Annotated in this window: 20 protein-coding genes and 1 pseudogene; 14 read left to right on the top strand and 7 right to left on the bottom strand. The window is 40.2% G+C overall.

The annotated features are described in order from the left end of the window. Positions 1-101: 101 nt before the first annotated feature. The gene (locus BPOF4_RS13795; RefSeq protein WP_012959797.1) at positions 102-407 is read right to left on the bottom strand and encodes an AzlD domain-containing protein; all 306 of its coding nucleotides are present in this window, start codon (positions 405-407) and stop codon (positions 102-104) included. 1 nt (position 408) lies between these two features. Further along, positions 409-1113, bottom strand: coding sequence for an AzlC family ABC transporter permease (locus BPOF4_RS13790; protein ID WP_012959796.1), 705 nt, complete (start codon positions 1111-1113; stop codon positions 409-411). 118 nt (positions 1114-1231) lie between these two features. On the opposite strand from BPOF4_RS13790, the gene BPOF4_RS13785 reads away from it, so the two are divergent. The 4 genes from BPOF4_RS13785 to BPOF4_RS13770 all read left to right on the top strand — a co-directional run bounded on the left by BPOF4_RS13785 (position 1232) and on the right by BPOF4_RS13770 (position 5917). Beyond that, positions 1232-1798 (top strand): helix-turn-helix domain-containing protein, encoded by a 567-nt coding sequence (locus tag BPOF4_RS13785; RefSeq protein ID WP_012959795.1) that lies wholly within the window; start codon positions 1232-1234, stop codon positions 1796-1798. Positions 1799-1834: 36 nt separating this feature from the next. Then, positions 1835-3583 (top strand): sensor histidine kinase, encoded by a 1749-nt coding sequence (locus tag BPOF4_RS13780; RefSeq protein ID WP_012959794.1) that lies wholly within the window; start codon positions 1835-1837, stop codon positions 3581-3583. Continuing rightward, positions 3576-4310: a LytR/AlgR family response regulator transcription factor gene (locus BPOF4_RS13775; protein ID WP_012959793.1), complete on the top strand. Its 735-nt coding sequence runs from the start codon at positions 3576-3578 to the stop codon at positions 4308-4310. Before BPOF4_RS13780 ends, BPOF4_RS13775 begins: the two co-directional genes overlap by 8 nt. A gap of 158 nt (positions 4311-4468) precedes the next feature. After that, on the top strand, positions 4469-5917 hold the full coding sequence (locus BPOF4_RS13770; RefSeq protein ID WP_012959792.1) for a carbon starvation CstA family protein: 1449 nt from the start codon (positions 4469-4471) through the stop codon (positions 5915-5917). 149 nt (positions 5918-6066) lie between these two features. Here the strand turns inward: BPOF4_RS13770 and BPOF4_RS13765 are convergent, their stop codons facing one another. From BPOF4_RS13765 to BPOF4_RS13750, 5 genes are all read right to left on the bottom strand, one after another. After that, positions 6067-6666, bottom strand: coding sequence for a hypothetical protein (locus BPOF4_RS13765; protein ID WP_012959791.1), 600 nt, complete (start codon positions 6664-6666; stop codon positions 6067-6069). A 159-nt stretch (positions 6667-6825) separates the two neighbouring features. After that, a complete protein-coding gene (locus tag BPOF4_RS13760; RefSeq protein ID WP_012959790.1) occupies positions 6826-7281 on the bottom strand; it encodes a GNAT family N-acetyltransferase in 456 nt (151 codons plus the stop codon). Between the two features lie 178 nt (positions 7282-7459). Further along, positions 7460-7687 carry a DUF3813 domain-containing protein gene (locus BPOF4_RS13755; protein ID WP_012959789.1) on the bottom strand — a complete coding sequence of 76 codons (228 nt, stop codon included), beginning with the start codon at positions 7685-7687 and terminating at the stop codon, positions 7460-7462. Continuing rightward, positions 7687-7824 carry a hypothetical protein gene (locus BPOF4_RS22255; protein WP_012959788.1) on the bottom strand — a complete coding sequence of 46 codons (138 nt, stop codon included), beginning with the start codon at positions 7822-7824 and terminating at the stop codon, positions 7687-7689. The genes BPOF4_RS13755 and BPOF4_RS22255 overlap by 1 nt, the downstream gene beginning before the upstream one ends. Before the next feature lie 71 nt (positions 7825-7895). Next, on the bottom strand, positions 7896-8705 hold the full coding sequence (locus tag BPOF4_RS13750) for a Cof-type HAD-IIB family hydrolase (RefSeq protein ID WP_012959787.1): 810 nt from the start codon (positions 8703-8705) through the stop codon (positions 7896-7898). A 149-nt stretch (positions 8706-8854) separates the two neighbouring features. Between BPOF4_RS13750 and ctaG the strand changes: the two genes are divergently transcribed. The 10 genes and pseudogenes from ctaG to BPOF4_RS13700 all read left to right on the top strand — a co-directional run bounded on the left by ctaG (position 8855) and on the right by BPOF4_RS13700 (position 19760). Next, a complete protein-coding gene (gene ctaG / locus BPOF4_RS13745) occupies positions 8855-9772 on the top strand; it encodes a cytochrome c oxidase assembly factor CtaG (protein ID WP_012959786.1) in 918 nt (305 codons plus the stop codon). Positions 9773-9790: 18 nt separating this feature from the next. Beyond that, complete coding sequence (locus BPOF4_RS13740) at positions 9791-10381, top strand: SCO family protein (protein WP_012959785.1); 591 nt, start codon at positions 9791-9793, stop codon at positions 10379-10381. Between the two features lie 125 nt (positions 10382-10506). Further along, positions 10507-10704: a hypothetical protein gene (locus BPOF4_RS13735; protein WP_012959784.1), complete on the top strand. Its 198-nt coding sequence runs from the start codon at positions 10507-10509 to the stop codon at positions 10702-10704. Positions 10705-10722: 18 nt separating this feature from the next. Further along, a pseudogene (locus BPOF4_RS13730) lies at positions 10723-11037 on the top strand (redoxin domain-containing protein); the annotation flags it as partial. A 156-nt stretch (positions 11038-11193) separates the two neighbouring features. Continuing rightward, the gene (argC, locus tag BPOF4_RS13725) at positions 11194-12231 is read left to right on the top strand and encodes an N-acetyl-gamma-glutamyl-phosphate reductase (protein WP_012959782.1); all 1038 of its coding nucleotides are present in this window, start codon (positions 11194-11196) and stop codon (positions 12229-12231) included. 13 nt (positions 12232-12244) lie between these two features. Further along, on the top strand, positions 12245-13480 hold the full coding sequence (argJ, locus tag BPOF4_RS13720) for a bifunctional glutamate N-acetyltransferase/amino-acid acetyltransferase ArgJ (RefSeq protein WP_041822490.1): 1236 nt from the start codon (positions 12245-12247) through the stop codon (positions 13478-13480). Positions 13481-13493: 13 nt separating this feature from the next. Next, complete coding sequence (argB, locus tag BPOF4_RS13715; RefSeq protein ID WP_012959780.1) at positions 13494-14279, top strand: acetylglutamate kinase; 786 nt, start codon at positions 13494-13496, stop codon at positions 14277-14279. A gap of 13 nt (positions 14280-14292) precedes the next feature. Continuing rightward, the gene (locus BPOF4_RS13710) at positions 14293-15450 is read left to right on the top strand and encodes an acetylornithine transaminase (RefSeq protein WP_012959779.1); all 1158 of its coding nucleotides are present in this window, start codon (positions 14293-14295) and stop codon (positions 15448-15450) included. Between the two features lie 91 nt (positions 15451-15541). Then, the gene (locus tag BPOF4_RS13705) at positions 15542-16621 is read left to right on the top strand and encodes a carbamoyl phosphate synthase small subunit (protein ID WP_012959778.1); all 1080 of its coding nucleotides are present in this window, start codon (positions 15542-15544) and stop codon (positions 16619-16621) included. After that, entirely contained in the window at positions 16614-19760 is a 3147-nt protein-coding gene (locus tag BPOF4_RS13700; RefSeq protein ID WP_012959777.1) for a carbamoyl phosphate synthase large subunit, read from the top strand. Before BPOF4_RS13705 ends, BPOF4_RS13700 begins: the two co-directional genes overlap by 8 nt. The last annotated feature ends 11 nt before the right edge of the window (positions 19761-19771 follow it).

The following is a 19771-nucleotide window of genomic DNA, read 5'->3' as shown; positions in this document are numbered from 1 at the left end:
TTATTGTATCGTTTTCGCTCTAAGAATGAAAGGGGAGAGGCGGTGAGGAGGGGCGTTGTATACTTCTAAAAAATGATTTAGAAATAGATCTAGGAAAAGATCTAAAAAATCAGGGTCAAGGTCATGAGCATGAGGATGCTGCTTAATACAACAATAATTAGATTAGCTCCAAGATAGGCAGCTGTGATAGCTGTTAGTGCCCCTATTAAACTGAATAACACATTTTCATGGGCGGTTAAAATACCAGGAAATATGAGTGCTCCTAAGGCGGCATATGGTACATTTTTTAAGATAGCTTGAAGCCAAGGAGGAATCGGCAGGGAATCCATGAACGTCAATGGGAGCATTCTTGGTATATAGGTTACGATTGCCATTCCAGCTATAATAACAAGCATAGTCATATTCATATTAAGAAACTCCTTTCTTTGGACGTATGTATTCAATGGCTGTTGAAGCGATTAATGTAGCTAAGATAATCGACCAACCACTTGGTATAAATAAAGAAAGGAAACTGTTCAGGGTTGCAGCACTGATTGCAAGCCACACTATTTTTCTTTGCTTTTTAAGGGAAGGGATTAAAAGGGCGATGAACATGGCATAAAGCGCAATCGCCATGCTTTCTTGGAGGGACTGAGGCAGCGCAGACCCCATGAGATAGCCAACTCCTGTATTTAAAACCCAGCTGGCATAGGCCATGACAGCCACACCTATAATAAATCCTGACTTCACCTTTCCTTCCTGCGTCGAGGTAACAGCGAACACCTCATCTGTCAGCCCAAAGGAATAAATGGCTTTAGTAAGAGGGTGGGCATTTTCAACTTTTTCATTGACTGAGGCGCTCATAAGTAAATGACGGATGTTAACAATAAAGGTCGTAAAAATAATTTCAAATGCACCTGTTCCAATCGCTATTAAATTTAGAGCCATATATTGTGCCGCCCCTGCAAAGACGAACATACTCATAGCCATAGATTCAAAAAAGCTTAATCCAGTACCTTTAGCTAATAACCCGAATGTAATCGCAGCAGGTAAATATCCGATCGCGATACTTGTGCCGGCTAAAAGTCCGCGTGAAAATTCAGTTTTTTCTTGAGTGAGTACAGTTGAACTCATATTGATCTCCCCTACTATTAAATGATCATGGTACACTTGTTACAAAAGTTACTCTCAAAATGTATGTTATGTTATATGATTGTATGTTATAAAATACATTTGCACAAGGAGATTTTTGATGGAGAAGGAACAGTTATCGAAATTAATTGGAGTTCGTTTAAAGGCTTTAAGAGTAGAGCAAGGATACAGCCTAGATCATTTAGCGCAAATCACAACTGTTAGTAAACCGATGCTAGGTCAAATCGAAAGAGGTGAATCGAATCCTACGGTAGGGACTTTATGGAAAATTGCTAAAGGGTTGAATGTTTCATTTACATCTTTTCTTGAGGAAGAACAGGACGCAGTGACCGTGGTAAAAAAAGAAGAGATAGAACCACTTACAGGCCATGATGAAGCGTTTAAAGTGTATCCACTGTTTCCAAAACCTCTAAATAAGCCATTTGAATTATTCTCATTCTCATTAGCTAAGGACAGTTCATATGTATCAGAACCTCATCAAAAAGGAGTAGAAGAGTATTTAGTGGTAGAAGAGGGGAATTTAGAGTTAACGGTCGGGAATCAACTTTATCAGTTGAAAAAGGGACAAGCGATTCATTTTAGAGCAGATGATATTCATGCCTATAAAAATACAGATGTAGAAGATGAGTGTATCGTAACGATGCTGATCTACTACCCGCCTAAATAAGTGGATAGGTTAAGCAGATGAAAGGAAGTGAGTGTTATGTGGGAATTGTTATTAGTCATGCTAGAGCGGCTCGGAATCATTGTAACAGTTGCCTTCTTAGTTACTCGCTTTCGTTTTGTCCGTAATATTATTGAAGAAAAAAATGTCTCGTCGATTCAACGCCTTCACTTTATTTTGATGTTCGGTTTGTTTGGCATCATCGGCACTTATACAGGTTTAACCATCAATGCTGAGGAAGGGGTCTACACGAGGTGGACGCTTTCTTTAACTGATGATGAAGCAATTGCCAATGCGAGGGTGATCGGCATTGTTGTTGCTGGACTCTTAGGTGGGTGGAAGGTAGGTATCGGCGCGGGGTTGATTGCCGGTATTCATCGTTACACCCTTGGAGGATTCTCTGCTTTGGCTTGTGCGATCTCTACAGTCTTAGCAGGTTTAATTGCGGGATATTTCTATAAGAAATACCGTAATCATCGGATGGTCTCGTGGAAAAATGCCTTATTAATAGGAATGCTAGCTGAAGCTGTTCAAATGTTGATTATCCTGCTTATTGCAAAGCCTTTCTCGGCTGCTTGGGCGCTGGTCTCAAGCATTGGCGTACCGATGATTATTGCAAATGGAATCGGTACGGCTATTTTCATCTTAATTATTAGAAATGTGATAAACGAAGAAGAAAGAATGGGGAAGCTTCAAGCAGAACGTTCGTTTAAACTGGCTAATCAAACGTTAAAGTATATGCGCAAGGGGCTCAATGAGAGCTCTGCTAAAGCAGCATGTCATATTTTATTTAAAGAGATTAATGTTGCAGCAGTTTCGATCACAAACCACCAAACGGTGCTCGCTTATGTAGGCGAGGAAAATGGGAATGAAAAACAAGAAATTAAAACGAAAGCCACAAAAGAAGTATTAAAAACAGGGGAATGGAAGCTTGCTGATGCAAGGGATATGGAAGGTTTAAATGTACGAGAACCGCATCATTCGGCCATTATTGCCCCGCTGATCCAAAATGAGAAGCCGGTTGGTACGTTAAAGCTGTATTTTAAATCAGAAAAAGAAAGAACACCTACTACGATCGAGCTGGCAAAGGGATTAGCTGAATTATTAAGTCAGCAATTACAGCTGGCTTATGCAGATGATCAGTTAAAACTCGCAAAACAAGCAGAAATTAATGCACTAGAAGCACAAGTCAATCCTCATTTTCTATTTAATGCTCTTAATACGATTGTCTCATTAATAAGAACGGATCCAAACAAGGCAAGAAAGCTGCTTATATCCTTATCTAAGTTTTTTAGACAGAACTTAACTGGAATTCATGCCAAAGAGGCAACGATAAAAGAGGAATTAAACCATGTGAAGGCTTATTTACAGATTGAGCAGGCAAGGTTCAGTGATCGATTGGAGGTTTATTACGAAGTATCAGACTCTCTTATGTATGTTACAGTTCCTCCAATGACCTTGCAGCCTTTAGTAGAAAATGCGATGAAACATGGGTTGAAGGATAAAGTGGGACATTGCACGCTTGTTATCCGTGTGTATCAACATGAGCATTTTGTGTGCATAGATGTTGAAGACAGCGGGGTAGGAATATCTGAACAGAGACAGAAAGAACTCTTTACTCAGCCTGTTCAATCTGAAGTTGGGACAGGAATTGGTTTATACAATATGAAAAGAAGACTTGAAATGATGTATGGAAGCCATTTTGAGATTAAGGTTAAGAGTGAGGTAGAGCAGGGAGCCACGTTTACTTTATGTATAAATCAAGAAAGGGACGAGTCTAATGACTAAAATTAAAACGATGATTATAGATGATGAACCGCACAGCAGGGATGAGCTCAGTCATCTTTTGAGTGAGCATAAAGATATTGAGGTTATTGATCGCTGCACTGATGCTCAATCTGGATTAGTCTCCATAATGAATAAAGAGCCTGACCTCGTTTTTCTTGATATAGACATGCCTAAAATAAATGGTCTGGAGCTCGCTTCCTCTTTAAATAAATTAAAAAAGAAACCGAAAGTGATTTTTGCTACGGCTCATGAACAATATGCAGCAAAAGCATTCCGAGTACAAGCTTTTGACTACTTATTAAAACCGTTCGATGAGGAGGAGCTAAGTGAGGCGTTAAGCAGGTATAGAGACCAAATGGATGATAAAGAGTCTGATGAGCGGAAAATAGAGAGCAGGCTTACCAGGCTTGCTGTAGAGGATAATGAAGAGATCAGCTATATCGACCCGAACACAATTATATACATGGCAAGAGAAGAAAGGGACACGGTCATTAGAACCAGAGAAAAAGAGTACAGGCTGAGGACCCCTTTAAAGGACTTAAAGCAAAAGTTAGCCGGGTATCCATTTGTTCAAACACATAAAAGTTATCTCGTAAACGCCGCAGAGATTGCAGGTCTCATTCCTTGGTTCAATGGAGCTTATCAAATTAAGCTTAAGGGAGTGAAAGAGGAGATTCCTGCAAGCAGAACATATGTGAGGGCATTAAGGGAGCAATTTGAGTTATAAACCATTCGGAAAGTTACAAAGGTAGCGGAGTGAGATGCATTTTACCCTTAAAAATATACCTCTCACTCACAATATTCGACATTTTAAACCGCTTACATGCTCTGTAGGGATACAAGCTGATACAATAGCTTCAAGAAAACCTAAAGAGGTGAGCAGAAATGATAACGTTTGCAATATCGATTATTCTTCTAATTATAGGTTATTTCACATATGGCAAGTTTGTGGAGCGGATCTTTGGAGTGAAGCCTGATCGCCCTACACCAGCTTACTCAGAGCAGGACGGTGTGGACTATGTTCCAATGGGTACAAAACGTAATTCTCTTATTCAGCTTTTGAATATCGCTGGAGTAGGTCCAATCTTTGGTCCTATTATGGGAGCGTTGTATGGACCGGTAGCTTTTTTATGGATTGTACTAGGAGCGATTTTTGCCGGGGCTGTACATGATTATTTAACGGGGATGATTTCGATTCGTAATAAAGGAGCTCACTTACCTGAGCTTGCTGGTAAATTCTTAGGGAAAGCAATGAAACATATTGTAAACGCCTTCTCGGTGTTATTATTATTGCTTGTTGGAACGGTATTTGTTAGTGCTCCAGCTTCATTAATTGATAATATCACACCAGGATGGGTCACTTTAGGGATGATTGTAGCTGCCATTTTTGTTTACTATATTATTGCGACGATGCTTCCAATTGATAAAGTTATTGGACGTGTTTATCCGATCTTAGGAGCGTTACTATTAATTAGTGCTTTAGGTATTGGGGGAAGCTTGATCGTAACAGGGGCACCGATTCCTGAATTAACATTAACAAACATGCACCCTGAGGGCTTAATGATTTTTCCTTTATTGTTCTTAACGATTTCATGTGGAGCTTTATCTGGTTTCCATGCGACTCAGTCACCTATTATCTCACGTACCACGATGCGTGAGAAAAACGGCCGCAGCATTTTTTATGGGATGATGATTACAGAAGCCATCATTGCAATGATTTGGGCAGCTGCTGCAATGAGTTTGTTCCATGGCACAGATTTAAGTGCTCTTCTAGCAGCAGGAGGTCCTGGTGCAGTGGTAACTGAAATCTCTATTACGATGCTTGGGGCAATCGGAGGAACACTTGCTATCATTGGTGTTATTGTTCTTCCTATCACTTCAGGTGATACAGCTTTCCGAAGTGCACGTATGATTATTGCAGATTACTTTAAAATCGGACAAAAGAAAGTGATGAACCGTTTTTATATCGCTATTCCGATGTTTGCGATCTCTATGTATTTAACAACCATTAACTTTGATATTTTATGGCGTTACTTCTCTTGGGCCAATCAGTCAACGGCAATGATTGCTCTGTGGGTTGGTGCAATGTACCTTATTTTAGCTCGTAAGTTACATTGGATTGCAAGTATTCCTGCAGCGTTTATGACGATGGTCACGTTCACGTATATTGCCAATGCACAAATTGGATTCGGATTATCAATTGAGGTTTCTTATATGGTTGCGGCGGCAGGCACAGCTGTTGTTATAACCTTATTCACTATGGCAGCAAAAAAGCGTCTTGGAATGAATATTGAAATTGATGAGCCAGCCGAGGAGAAAAGAGCAGTAGCATAATATCTTAAGCAGATGTTCAAATTAGGTCCTGATAGGTCCAGGTAGGTCCCGAAAAAATGCAAGCACCATGTTGAGATGTGCTTGCTTTTTTCGCTGTCAAAAACAGCGGATAAAGTTGTCAGGCTTTGTCAAAGCGGCTTAGTAAGAGTCTAGAGCAGCTGTTCTACTTGTTCACGTCTTTGCAAAAGTTTCTTTAGTCTTCTTTTATGCGATTCAATTTGCGATTCGTCAGCATCGAGCAGGGCTTCATGCAGTTCCATTAGGACATAATCAATCTCTAAGTTCATCATATTATAAATAGTTTTGGGCTCTAGGGATTTACCATCATCTTTGTATTGAATCATAGATCCATTTCTGTTCATCATCACTTTTTCACTCCCATCAATTTCTATCATAGATTCAATGTCACCGGCTTGATACGACGTAATGTAGAGAGGACCATCTGTAACACGTTTGACAATTGCATTTCCGCGTTCGCGTTGAAGTAATTTTTCAAGGGCACTCGCAAGGACGTCATCATAAATGTGAAGACACTCAGCGGATAGGGTTAGAAATTCAGTGTTACGTATGAAGGGAAGTTCGTGAACGGAGTCCTCAAGTTCGATCATTAAATAAATCGTCTTAGAGTCGTATCGCCAAAACAGCGAATAATGGTGACTCATCATTCTTTTGATAAATTGATGGAGTGCTGGTTTAGTTAGTTCAATGTATACATCTGAAAATTCAACATCAACAAACGCTTCTCTCATTATCGTCCACACTCCTTTGCGGGCTTACGATAACCAATTTGTAAGGTTGCTACATCATATGTTTAATAGTCAGAAAAAAGAAGCAATTCGCCTAGTTTCTCAAATAAATGGGCATGGGCACAGAAACAAAAAAAACTGATGGGAGTGTATCCCATCAGTTTAAAATCTAAATCCATATCGTTTAGAGACAATATCATAAAAGCCTAATGAATTATAAAGGGCTTTGGTAGCTTCGTTATTAATTCCTGTTTCTAGCTCAATCCCTTTTATATTCTCATTTTCAGCCCAGTAAATAATCTTTAAAAGCAGTTTTTTTGCGATTCCTTGATTACGATGTTCCTTATGAACATAAAGGTCATTCAGCCAAATATAGTGGCCGCCCTTATCCATACTGATTCCCACATTGAAAAATGCCGCTCCCACCAGTGTATCATCCTTTTCAGCCACAAAAATATGAGCCTTAGACCCTTCTTGTAACGTTAAATGAATGGAAGATAGAAGCTGCTTATACGGGTCTTCAGCCCACATAGAATCTACTTGACCCATTAAAAGGTCCGCTATTCTGTGCTGCGTTTCACTATCTGCACTCTTGGGTATTTCATAAACCTTAACCATGTTTTGCTCCCCCTGCACAATTATACGTGTTTGACCATATACATTATCCATTATAGCGTAACATAAAAGAGGGTAGGAGAATAGTAGATACCTAGCTGGTTGATTGTGTTAAATGAAAAACGGCCATTCAAAGTTTAAACCTTTGAATGGCCTTCATTCATAAAGCGGTCTGTTTTTGTTATTCAAACTGCCCCATAGACGTAATGTTTTGCAGTTGAGTTTGCATGTGGCCAAGCTGCTCTTGTTCTGCCATTGAGGAATTATGAAACGCGGAATTCAGTGCATTTTTAGCACGTTGAATTTCTTTTTGAACAGCTTCCCTTTGAATATCTGTTTCAGCTGCAAGAGCTAATAACTCCGCACGTGCAACCGCTTCGCGAGCTTCTTGATACAGCATATTTCCCATTACTGCTCACCTCGCTGATTACGCTGGTTGGATTGTTCTCTTTGCTTCATACTTGGTAAACCTTCTGTTTCATTTGCAGGCTGTACCGCATCCTTACCTTGCTGGATTGCACGCTTTGATCTAGAATGTTTGCTCATGTTCATCTCTCCTTTGGACAATGGGATTCACTAATAAGTTGTCCAAACGTAATGGTGAACATGCAGTGGTTTTAGAGATTTAGTGCTTCTTCTAAATATAAGGCAATGCCATCTTCTTCATTTGACTTAGTTGTCGCATTTGCCAGGTTTTTTAACGCATCAATCCCATTTTCCATAGCGACTCCTTGACCTGCAAATTCAATCATCTCAAAGTCATTATCTTCATCACCAAAGGCAATAATTCGATCACGTGGAATACCGTAAAAGTCAGAAACTTTCTTCAGGCCGACCGCTTTGTTCATACCAGCCTTAACAATCTCAATTACATTCCAAGGTGCTCCCCATGTTCGTTGATCAATCACTTCTGCATGCGCATCTTTAATTAAATCACGCAATTGTTTTTCATTTTGTTCATTTGGGTGGATAAGAATAGCTGTAGGATCATCCCGCAAGATATGAAGTAAATTACCATGATCAACAGGACTTGACCCTGCTGTAAACGTATCAACAAAAACTTTATCAAAGTAACGAAGATAAAAGTCATCAATTACTTCTACCATGATATTGCTGACATCAAATGCTTCGCATGTTTCAATTACTGTCTTAGCCGTGTTTAGGTCAAGAGGTGAATGATAGGTGCCAAAGCTTGAATCTTTCGGATGATGCGTAAAAGCGCCGTTAAAGTTAACAATGGCTGTATCTAGCTGCAGTTCATGATAATACTGCATGCTCGCACGGTAAGGGCGTCCGGTTGAAATGACTACGATATGCCCTGCATCTCTTGCTTTGTTTATCACTTCCTTCGACCGGGAAGAAATCGTTTTTTGATCAGTAAGCAGTGTTCCGTCAAGGTCTAGGGCAATTAGATGTTGATTAGACATAGTTATCTCTCCTTTTATCTCTCACTAAATTAGGTAACAAAATGTCCTTATTCCTCCAAAAAATCTCGTTGCATTATATGATATAGTATTGATGTATACAGTACATGCTGTATGAATTACATTACTCTCCATAAAGGAGGAAGCGCATAATGGAGACATTATTTACTAACTTTGGGGCGCGTGCATTATGGACTCCAGAGTTAATTGTTGTACTTTTAATAGTTGGTGCGATTTATTTTTATATTGTAACCAAAGGGCGTGTCCGTTTTAAGGATGCAGACGTTGTTCCTTTGAGAAAGAAAATATACTTTTCCCTTGGGTTGATTGCTTTATATGTTGGATGGGGAAGTCCACTGTATGTAGCTGGGCATATTATGATTACTTTCCATATGACGCAAATGGTTTTTGCCTATTTTGTAGCTGTACCTCTAATGCTGCTTGGCACGCCTCAATGGGTGTTTACAGCTCTTATTAATAAATTTAAGCACACAGCTCTAGGGCCGGTCTTTAAAATCATATGGAGCCCAATCATGGCTTTATTCTTATTTAACGGACTTTTTTCATTGTATCATGTCCCATTTATGTTTGACACGTTGATGCAGTCAGAGATCCTGCATAGTTTGTATCAGCAAGTTCTATTTATTGCAGCAACGTTAATGTGGTGGCATATGTTAGCACCGGTTCCTTCTACATCACAGTTATCAGACCTAAGAAGAATTGGTTATATTTTTGCAAATGGTATTCTCATTACACCAGCGTGTGCATTAATTATTTTTGCCCCAGAACCGCTGTATCAAACCTATACAGACCCCAGCGTCTGGGCTTCTGTGATGGCTTATTGTCTGCCGGCCGGTGCAGATGTGCCGATGTCGGTGTTTAGCGGGCCGAACTCATTTGCCTTTTTAGAAACGAGAATGGACCAGCAGCTTGCAGGGGTTCTAATGAAGATCATGCAAGAAATTACGTATGGCTTTACGATTGGGTACGTATTTAAGCAATGGCTGAAAAAAGAGAAACAGCAGGACGGGGCATTAACAATCAGTGATATTCCCGTTCCAAAATCATAATGTGAAAGAGGATAAAAAATGAAGAAATGGATCGTCGTTTTAATAAGCATGTTCTTTTTATCTGGCTGCGGCTGGATTTATGGTATGGGAGGAAACTCCGAATTTGATATTTCAGGCGGTAATTTAGAAATGCCTGAATTTGAATTTACAAATCAAGATGGAGAACCGTTTGGTAAAAGTGATCTTGAAGGTGACTACTGGCTTGCTACGATGATTTTTACCCAATGTCCTTCTGTTTGTCCGACAATGACTCCTAATATGCAGCGCCTTCAAGATGTGATGATTGCAGAAGGGAAAGAAATGAAATTCATTTCATTTACAGTAGATCCCAAACAAGATACACCAGAGGTTCTTCATAAGTACGGAACGAATGTCGGGGCCGATTTTAACTATTGGAATTTTTTAACTGGCTATTCGCAAGAGGAAATAGGTGACCTTTCAAAGGAAGCGTTCGCTGCGATTGTACAAGATGTAGAAGATAGTGATGAGATTATGCATAGTACAAGCTTTTACTTAGTAGACCCAGAAGGCAATGTAATTAGAAAATATGATGGACTGCAAAGCGACCAAACTGAAATTGTAAAAGATTTAAAGGCGACGGTTAACTAAAACGGTTAAGTAAGACGGTTAACTAAATAAAGTGTTTGGCAAACAGATTAGTTGACTCATCAAAGCCTTTTTCATAAGCTTCTACTAGTGAGTAACTCAAATTGATTGTAAGTGGAGGTGAAAAAATGAAAAACTGGATAAAACGCCGTTCGCTTTTATTACTTATTGTGGCTGCGATTGCCCTTATGCTGCAAGCTTGCGGTACAGAGGAAGACGGAGAGCCAAGCGGTGAACTTTCTCTTATTAATGAGGATAATCAAGAAGTTTCTCTAACTAATAAAGATCGTGCTACTGTGCTATTTCACTTCACTGAAGTTGGCTGAGGACTCTGTCAGCAGCAACTAGTTCAGTTGCAGGAGAATATTCATTTATTGGATGATATGGATGCAGATCTATATGCTATTAGCGTAGACAGCCCTGATAATCATAACCGATTAAAAGAAGCTGGTGCTTTTACGTACTCGTTTTTAACAGACCAATCATTTGAAGTGCTTGAAGAAGTCAACATGAAAAATGATGAAATGTCTTATCGCGGGGTAAGTATCCTAGATGAAAATGGTGCTTATGTTTATCATGAAATCAATGATTTATGGGGCGAACAAATTGAAGAAACAGCTGAACGTATTCACGAACAGCTGGAAGAATTAAATAATTAACAGAGAAGCGCGGTTAGATGCCGCGTTTTTTTGTTGTCTAAAGAAGAAAATTTAGATAAATGAAAAATAAAATAAAAATACAGTTGAATTTATTTTTATTCATACTTATAATGGGAAACAAGATAAATGCGAGACGCGGAAATGGAGAGTTGAATTGTGAAGGTTGGAATTATTGGTGCTACAGGTTATGGTGGAGCCGATCTGCTGCGCCTGTTATGGCAGCATCCCGAGGCAGAAGAAATCATCACGTATACATCTTCAAAACAGGATTTGCATATTCATGAATCTTATCCTCATTTAACAGCAATGTATGAACAAAAATTAGAAGAACTTGATGCACAAAAGGTCGCAAGTGAAGTAGATATTGTTTTTCTAGCTACTCCTCCTGGGGTATCAAGTGAATTGACTGCATTATTAGCTCAACACGGCGCTCAAGTCATCGACTTGTCAGGAGACTTGCGATTAGAAGATCCTGATACTTACACCGCTTGGTATAAGCGCCCATCTGCATCTAGTAATCTCTTAAATCAAGCGGTATACGGACTATCGGAATGGAATCAGGCCGAGATAAAAGAAGCTGATATCATTGCTAACCCAGGCTGTTACCCTACTGCGATTTTATTAGGGCTTGCTCCGCTTATTAAAGAAGGGTTGATCGATCCAAATTCAATTATTATTGATGCGAAGTCAGGGACATCTGGTGCTGGCCGTACGCCAAGCCTAATGACCCATTTTAGTGAGATGAATGAGAATTTTAAAGCTTATCAAGTGAATACCCACAAGCATATTCCTGAAATCGAGCAAGTATTGAAGTCTTGGAATGACAAGGCAGGCGCTATTACATTCCAGCCTCATCTTGTTCCGATGGTTAGAGGAATTATGGCAACGATGTATGGAGTCTCCATCAAACCTACTTCAGAAGCAGCGCTCAGAGGATTATACGAAGAAACGTATAATGAGAGCCGTTTTGTTCGAATAAGGCCAGCTGGCTCATACCCAGCAACAAAAGAAGTATATGGAAGCAACTTTTGCGATATCGGGATCGGTTATGACGAACGAACAAATAGAATAACAGTCATTTCCGTGATTGATAATGTGGTAAAAGGAGCTTCAGGGCAAGCGATTCAAAACTGGAACATTATGAACGGATGGGATGAAGCAACAGGTCTTAATGTGGTGCCAACCTATCCATAAAGGGGTGGATGAAGTGAGTGTACTAAGTAAAGAGGTTCACATATCAAAAATAGATGAAGGCGGTATTACAACGCCAAAAGGCTTTAGTGCTGTTGGAGTTCACACTGGGGTTAAACGAAAAAGAAATGACCTGGGTGCGATTTTCAGCGACGTTCCTTGCAGTGCAGCTGCTGTATATACATTGAATAAAATGCAGGCAGCACCGTTAAAAGTAACGCAAGAAAGTATTCAAAAAGAGGGTAAAATCCAAGCACTTGTTGTAAACAGTGGAAATGCAAATGCTTGTACAGGTCAGAAAGGCTTAGAGGATGCTTATAAAATGCGTCAATTATCCGCTGTACACTTTGGGATTGAAGATCATCTAGTAGCTGTCACTTCAACTGGTGTCATCGGTGAATTTTTACAGATGGATAAAATTGAAAAGGGTATTACCCAGCTTGTACCAAGTTCAACAAAAGAAGCAGCTTATGCGTTTAATCAAGCCATTTTAACGACGGATACGATTCAGAAACATACATGTTATCAAACATCGATTGATGGGGAGTGTATATCAATCGGGGGGGTAGCTAAAGGCTCTGGGATGATTCACCCTAATATGGCCACGATGCTGTCCTTTATTACGACTGATGCCAATATTGAACCTGATATCGTGCAATCAGCGTTGTCCTCCATTACGAATAAGACCTTTAACCGCATCACTGTCGACGGTGACACGTCAACAAATGATATGGTCGTAGTAATGGCTTCGGGCCTCGCAAACAATCAGCCGCTCACTCCAAGCCACCCGGATTGGGATGCTTTCTATCAAGCATTAGAAGCAGCATGTGAGGATTTATCAAAATTGATTGCCCGTGACGGTGAAGGGGCGTCTAAATTAATTGAAGTTCAAGTAAATGGGGCTAAAAATGATGAGGAAGCTGGGAAAATTGCCAAACAAATTGTCGGCTCTGACTTAGTGAAATCAGCGGTGTACGGAACAGATGCCAATTGGGGACGAATTATTTGCGCGATCGGTTACAGTGAATGCGACATTAATCCAGATACCATTGATATCGGAATTGGCCCGATTAAAACGTTGGAGTCAAGCAGTCCATTAGCTTTTTCTGAAGAAGAAGCGACAGCTTATATGAAGGAGAACGATACAGTCATTATTTCAGTAGACCTTCATGTCGGAGAAGGGTTCGGCAAAGCTTGGGGCTGTGATTTAACCTATGAATACGTCAGAATTAATGCCGGCTACCGGACATAAGGAGGAAGCTGTTATGAAAGATCTTATCGTCATTAAATGCGGCGGAAGTACACTTGATCAGTTAACCCCATCATTTTTTAACACAATTACCGATTTAGTGAAAAGCGGTAAGAAAGTGATCATCGTTCATGGCGGAGGGCCCCATATCAATCAAACTCTGAATCAATTAAACATCGAATCTACGTTTGTAAATGGGTTAAGAAAGACTACCCTCGATGTTTTGCAGGCAGTTGAGATGGTTCTATGCGGCAAGGTAAATAAGGCGCTGGTAACCAAAGTTCAACTAGCTGATACATTAGCTGTCGGGTTATCAGGCTTAGACGGCGGACTGATGAAAGTTGAAGCAGTGGATGAGGAGAAATTAGGCTTTGTAGGAGAACCGGTACAAATTAATACGGACCTTATTTATCAATTACTCGACCAACATCTCGTTCCTGTAATAGCTCCAATTGGAATGAATGAAGAAGGTCATCACTATAATGTAAATGCAGATAGTGCAGCGGCGGCGATTGCTAGAGCTACTCAAGCAGAAGAGCTAGTATTTGTAACAGATGTGGACGGCATTTTAAAAGATGGTGATTTGATAGAATCTGCAACCTGTGAAGAAGTTGATCAATTGATTGAAGATGGTACGGTATATGGCGGGATGATTCCTAAAGTAAAAGCCGCTATGAAAAGCTTAACGGGGAATGTGCAATCAGTAACAATCATGAACGGGAAATCAGATCAATCATTATTTAATGGAGATCTAATAGGAACAAAAATTTCAAAATCACTAAGCAATCAGCCGGTGATGTAGAGGAGAGATAAAAATGAGTGCTTTATTTCCTACATATGCTAGATGGCAGTTAGAACCAGTAAGTGGAGAGGGAGCTTTATTAGTCGATAGCTCTGGTGTGACTTATCTCGATTTTGTAGCTGGTATTGCTGTTTGTAATCTAGGTCACTGTCATCCAAAAGTTAATCAAGCAGTGAAAGAACAAGTCGAGAGTTTATGGCATGTGTCCAATCTATTTCAAATTAAACAACAAGAACAGGCTGCAAAAACACTGACGGATTACAGCGTTTTAGATAAAGTATTCTTTTGTAACAGTGGGGCAGAAGCGAATGAAGCGGCGATCAAGCTCGCTAGGAAAGCAACGGGCAAACATAAAATTCTTAGCTTTCATCAGTCGTTTCATGGCCGTACAATAGGAAGCATGTCAGCTACAGGCCAATCAAAAGTTCATGAAGGCTATGGACCGCTTCTATCTGAATTTGAGTATCTTCCTTACAATGATGAGAATGCCCTAAGCGATGCCGTTGATTCTGAAGTGGCTGCGATTATGGTTGAAGTCATCCAAGGGGAAGGCGGGGTTACTCCAATGACTCAAGCTTTTGCTGATAAGTTAAAAGAAGTGACTGAATTGCACGGATGCTTGCTTATTATCGATGAAGTTCAAACCGGAATCGGCAGAACAGGCACATTGTTTGCTTACGAACAATACGGCTTATCACCAGATATCATTACTGCTGCAAAAGGACTCGGAAATGGGTTTCCTGTTGGTGCAATGCTAGGCAAAGAACATTTAACGCCTTACTTCCAAGCGGGCAGTCATGGTTCAACATTTGGCGGGAATCCTCTAGCGATGGCAGCAGTGAATGCGGTATTAAAGGAAGTAGTGACAGAGAACTTATTAGAAGATGTCAAGAAAAAAGGAAAATGGGTCATCAATGAGCTAATCGATTTCAGCAAGAAAATGGATGAGATCGTTGAGGTACGCGGAAAAGGGCTGATGATCGGGATTGAATGCAAGCATGAAGCAGCGCCATTAGTTGCTGCATTAAGAGAGCAAAAGCTTCTCGTATTGCAAGCTGGACCGAATGTTTTGCGTCTTTTACCGCCATTAGTTGTAACAAATGAGCAATTAGAACAAGCTGTAGAAGCAGTAAAAAATGTGTTTAAATCAAGTACACTTTTGACTCAATAGGTAAGCTGCGTAATGCTCTTTTTTTAGAAAAAGAATGTATAAAAATACTATATAAAGAATATTCATTCGATGGATGTGGAGGGATTAGTTGATGAAAGGCTACATTGTACTTGAAACCGGGGAAATTTTTGAAGGAGAGCTTACAAGAGATCAAAAGCATGTACATGGAGAAATCGTCTTTTTTACAGGGATGACGGGGTATCAGGAAGTGATGACTGATCCGTCATTTAAAGGGCAAATGGTCGTGTTTACGTATCCGTTAATAGGAAATTATGGTGTGAATGCTGTGGATAATGAAAGCAGAAGCTCTCAGGCAGCTGCCCTCATTGTTCACAAGCTTAGTGATGAGGGGTATCACTATGATTCCAAAGATAACCTTACCACAAGCTGCGCCAAAGCAGGAATCCCGCTCTTAACGGGGGTGGACACACGGGCGATTGTAAAACGTATTCGTGAAAAAGGTGATATGAGGGCGATCTTAACAACTGACTTAAAAGAGGTTGATTTCGAATTAATCCCTAATTTAGCTGATCAAGATGTCGTTGCGGACGTATCTGTCACCAAACCAAGGCAGCTAGGAAGCGGTGATACCCATATTGTTGTGATGGATTATGGGTATAAAAAATCAATTATTGATCACCTTCTTGATCTTGATTGTAAAGTGACGATTATGCCTTTTCACTCAACGTTTGAAGAGGTGGAAGCACTTAAGCCTGATGGAGTAATGTTATCTAACGGGCCTGGTAATCCAAAACGTTTAGTCCATTTGCTGCCTTCTATAAAAAAGCTGGCTATGACATTTCCTACCATGGGAATCTGCTTAGGCCATCAGCTGCTTGCGCTGGCATTTGGTGCTGACACAGAGAAGCTGCGTTTTGGTCATCGGGGAGCAAATCAGCCGGTGATTGACTGCATGACAAATAAAGTGTACATGACATCGCAAAATCATAGCTACGTAGTAAAGGAAGATTCCTTAATTCAGACAGGTTTCAGTCCGAAATTCATGAATATAAATGATTCATCAATTGAAGGGTTAATCCATAATGAATGGGCCGTTATGACCCTTCAATTTCATCCAGAGGCTCATCCGGGCCCAAGTGATAGTGCTCATTATTTCAATGATTTTATGCAGATGGTTCATAAGAAAGGGAGAGAGAAGACGTATGCCTAAACAAGAACAGATACAATCTGTGCTCGTTATTGGTTCTGGTCCAATTGTGATCGGCCAGGCAGCAGAGTTTGATTATGCAGGTACACAAGCATGCCTTGCATTAAAAGAAGAAGGAATAAAAGTAATCCTAGTTAATAATAATCCAGCAACAGTTATGACTGATGAAGCGTGTGCAGATGTCGTCTATTTTGAGCCGTTGACGGTTGAAAGTATTAAAAAGATTATACAAAAAGAAAAGCCTGATGGGATTTTAGCCACACTAGGAGGTCAAACGGGGCTGAATTTAGCTTTAGCTCTTCATGATAAAGGGATCTTAGAAGAGCTAGACGTTGAATTACTTGGAACTCCAATTGAATCGATCAAAAAAGGAGAAGACCGAGAAGAGTTTCGTGCATTAATGCATGAATTAAACGAACCAGTCCCAGAAAGTGACATTGTAACGACTGTTGATGGCGCGCTTCAATTCGCCGAAAGCGTAGGCTACCCAATTATTGTAAGACCAGCCTATACCCTTGGGGGAGCAGGAGGCGGAATTGCAGAAAACGAGGCTGAACTTCTGCGCATTATTAAAGGAGGGCTCGCTCTTAGCCCGATTAATCAATGCTTAGTAGAGAAAAGCATTGCTGGCTTTAAAGAAATTGAATATGAAGTCATGCGAGATGAAAATGATACGTGCATTACAATCTGTAATATGGAAAATATCGATCCTGTTGGGATTCACACGGGTGACTCAATGGTAGTGGCACCCTCACAGACCTTAACGGATGTTGAATATCAAATGCTGCGTTCTGTATCTGTGAAAATCATTCGTGCGCTTGGGATTGTCGGAGGATGTAACATTCAATTTGCCCTCGATCCGTATAGTAAAAGATACTACTTAATTGAAGTGAACCCTCGTGTCAGCCGTTCGTCTGCTTTGGCTTCTAAGGCAACCGGTTATCCGATTGCAAGAATGGCAGCGAAGTTAAGCATTGGTTATCAGCTGCATGAACTAATCAACCCAGTAACTGGACATACGTATGCAAGTTTTGAACCCGCTCTCGATTATGTAGTTGTCAAGTTTCCGCGCTGGCCGTTTGATAAGCTGACTCAAGCAGAGCGCCAGCTTGGTACGCAGATGAAGGCCACGGGTGAAGTTATGGCAATCGAGAGAAACCTTGAAGCGGGTATTCAAAAAGCTGTTAGGTCGCTTGAAATTAAAGTAGAAGGGCTTAGTTTGCCAAGCTTGAAATCTTTGAATGATCAAGAGTTATGGCAAATAGTTAAGAAAGCCGACGATCGCCGCTTTTTTGCCATTATGGACTTACTTAGAAAAGGGATTACAGTCGAAGAAATTCATCATGAAACACAAATTAACCACTTCTTCTTACGGGCTTTTCTCCATCTCGTGGATATAGAAAAAGACATTTCAAAACAAACGCTCGAAGCTGTAACAAAGGAGAAGATGCATGTTTATAAAGTGAATGGATTCCAAGATCAGTGGCTCGCAAAACAATGGGGAGTATCTGAGCTTGCTATTCGTCAAAAAAGAAAAGGGTTGGGCGTCACTCCTGCTTATAAAATGGTTGATACATGTGCTGGAGAATTTACGGCTTCTACCTCTTATTATTACTCTAGCTGGAGCGGTGAAGGAGACGTAGAGGTCACACAGGATAAAAAGAAAATCATCATTCTTGGTTCTGGACCTATCCGTATTGGTCAAGGGATTGAATTTGATTATTGTTCGGTTCACGGGGCAAAAAGTCTGCATCAATTAGGGTATGAAGCGATTATTATTAATAATAATCCAGAGACTGTCAGCACCGATTATGCCACAGCTGACCGCTTATATTTTGAGCCGCTTACAGTAGAAGATGTGCTCAATATAATTGACATCGAAGAGCCTGAAGGAGTGGTAGTCGGGCTTGGAGGGCAGACCGCGATCTCATTAGTTGAAGGTTTAGAAGAAGCGGGTATTCACATTTATGGGACGAAAACAGAAACGATTGATCAACTTGAAGACAGAGGGAAATTTTATGAGTTTATGAATCAGGTAAATGTCCCTCACATTCCTGGCGTGACGGCAGAGCACAAAGCAGATGCGATTGAGAAAGCAAGCGAGATTGGATACCCTGTTTTAGTTAGACCGTCGTATGTTATTGGCGGTCAGGGCATGATGATTGCTACGTCAAAACAAGAGCTAAAAGAGGTTCTAGACTCAAAACAATATGATCTAACTTACCCGCTGTTAATTGATGCGTATTATCCTGGAGTGGAGCTAGAGGTAGACGTTTTAACAGACGGAAACGATATCTATATTGCAGGCTTATTTGAACAAATCGAAAAAGCAGGAGTGCACTCAGGTGATAGTATAGCTGTCACACCATCTTATTCTGTGTCTGATGAAGTCAAAGAATTAATCTTAACTTACACGAGTAAGATGGCAAAAGGAATGGACCTTAGAGGCATATTTAATGTTCAGTTTGTTTTGTTTGAGGAAAGTCTTTATGTGATCGAGATTAATCCGAGAGCATCAAGAACGGTTCCTATTTTAAGCAAAATCAATGGTGAAAATTTAATTGAATATACAATTCATCTCTTATTAGGTAAATCCTTAGCTGAGGTTACCTCACATAATGGTTATGGAGAGATTCCAGGCTTTTATACAGTAAAAGCACCGGTGTTTTCTTATCAAAAGCTCTCAGGAGTTGACCCTATTCTTGAAGCCGAAATGAAGTCAACCGGTGAATTAATCAGCATTAGTTCAGATTTAAATGAGGCATTTAAGAAGACATTTGAAGCATTGGATATGGGAAATTCAGTATCGAACACAGTAAACCGTTCTGTTTTTATTGAGATCGATGAGATGTATAGCAGTGAGCTTGACCGCTACAAGCAACAATTAGCAGCAGAAGGGTTCACGATCGAAGAAGAGGGATTTAGTGAATGGATACAATCTGACGGGGCAGCTCTTCTAATCAGCCTGCCTAAGCCAGGATTTAAAACAGGAATGGATAAACGAATCGAAGCATTGAAGCAGCGTGTAAATGTAATAACAGAATTAACGACGTTAGAAGCGCTTTTAAAAGGAAATAAACCTTGTTGCGATCATTTACTGTCGATTCAAGAATGGAGAATGAGAACGAAGGAATTAGTATAATAATCATGTGA

The organism is Alkalihalophilus pseudofirmus OF4 (assembly GCF_000005825.2).
GTDB lineage: Bacteria > Bacillota > Bacilli > Bacillales > Bacillaceae_D > Alkalihalophilus > Alkalihalophilus pseudofirmus.
Note: the sequence above shows the minus strand (reverse complement) of the source record. Positions and strands in the feature narration are given on the sequence as shown.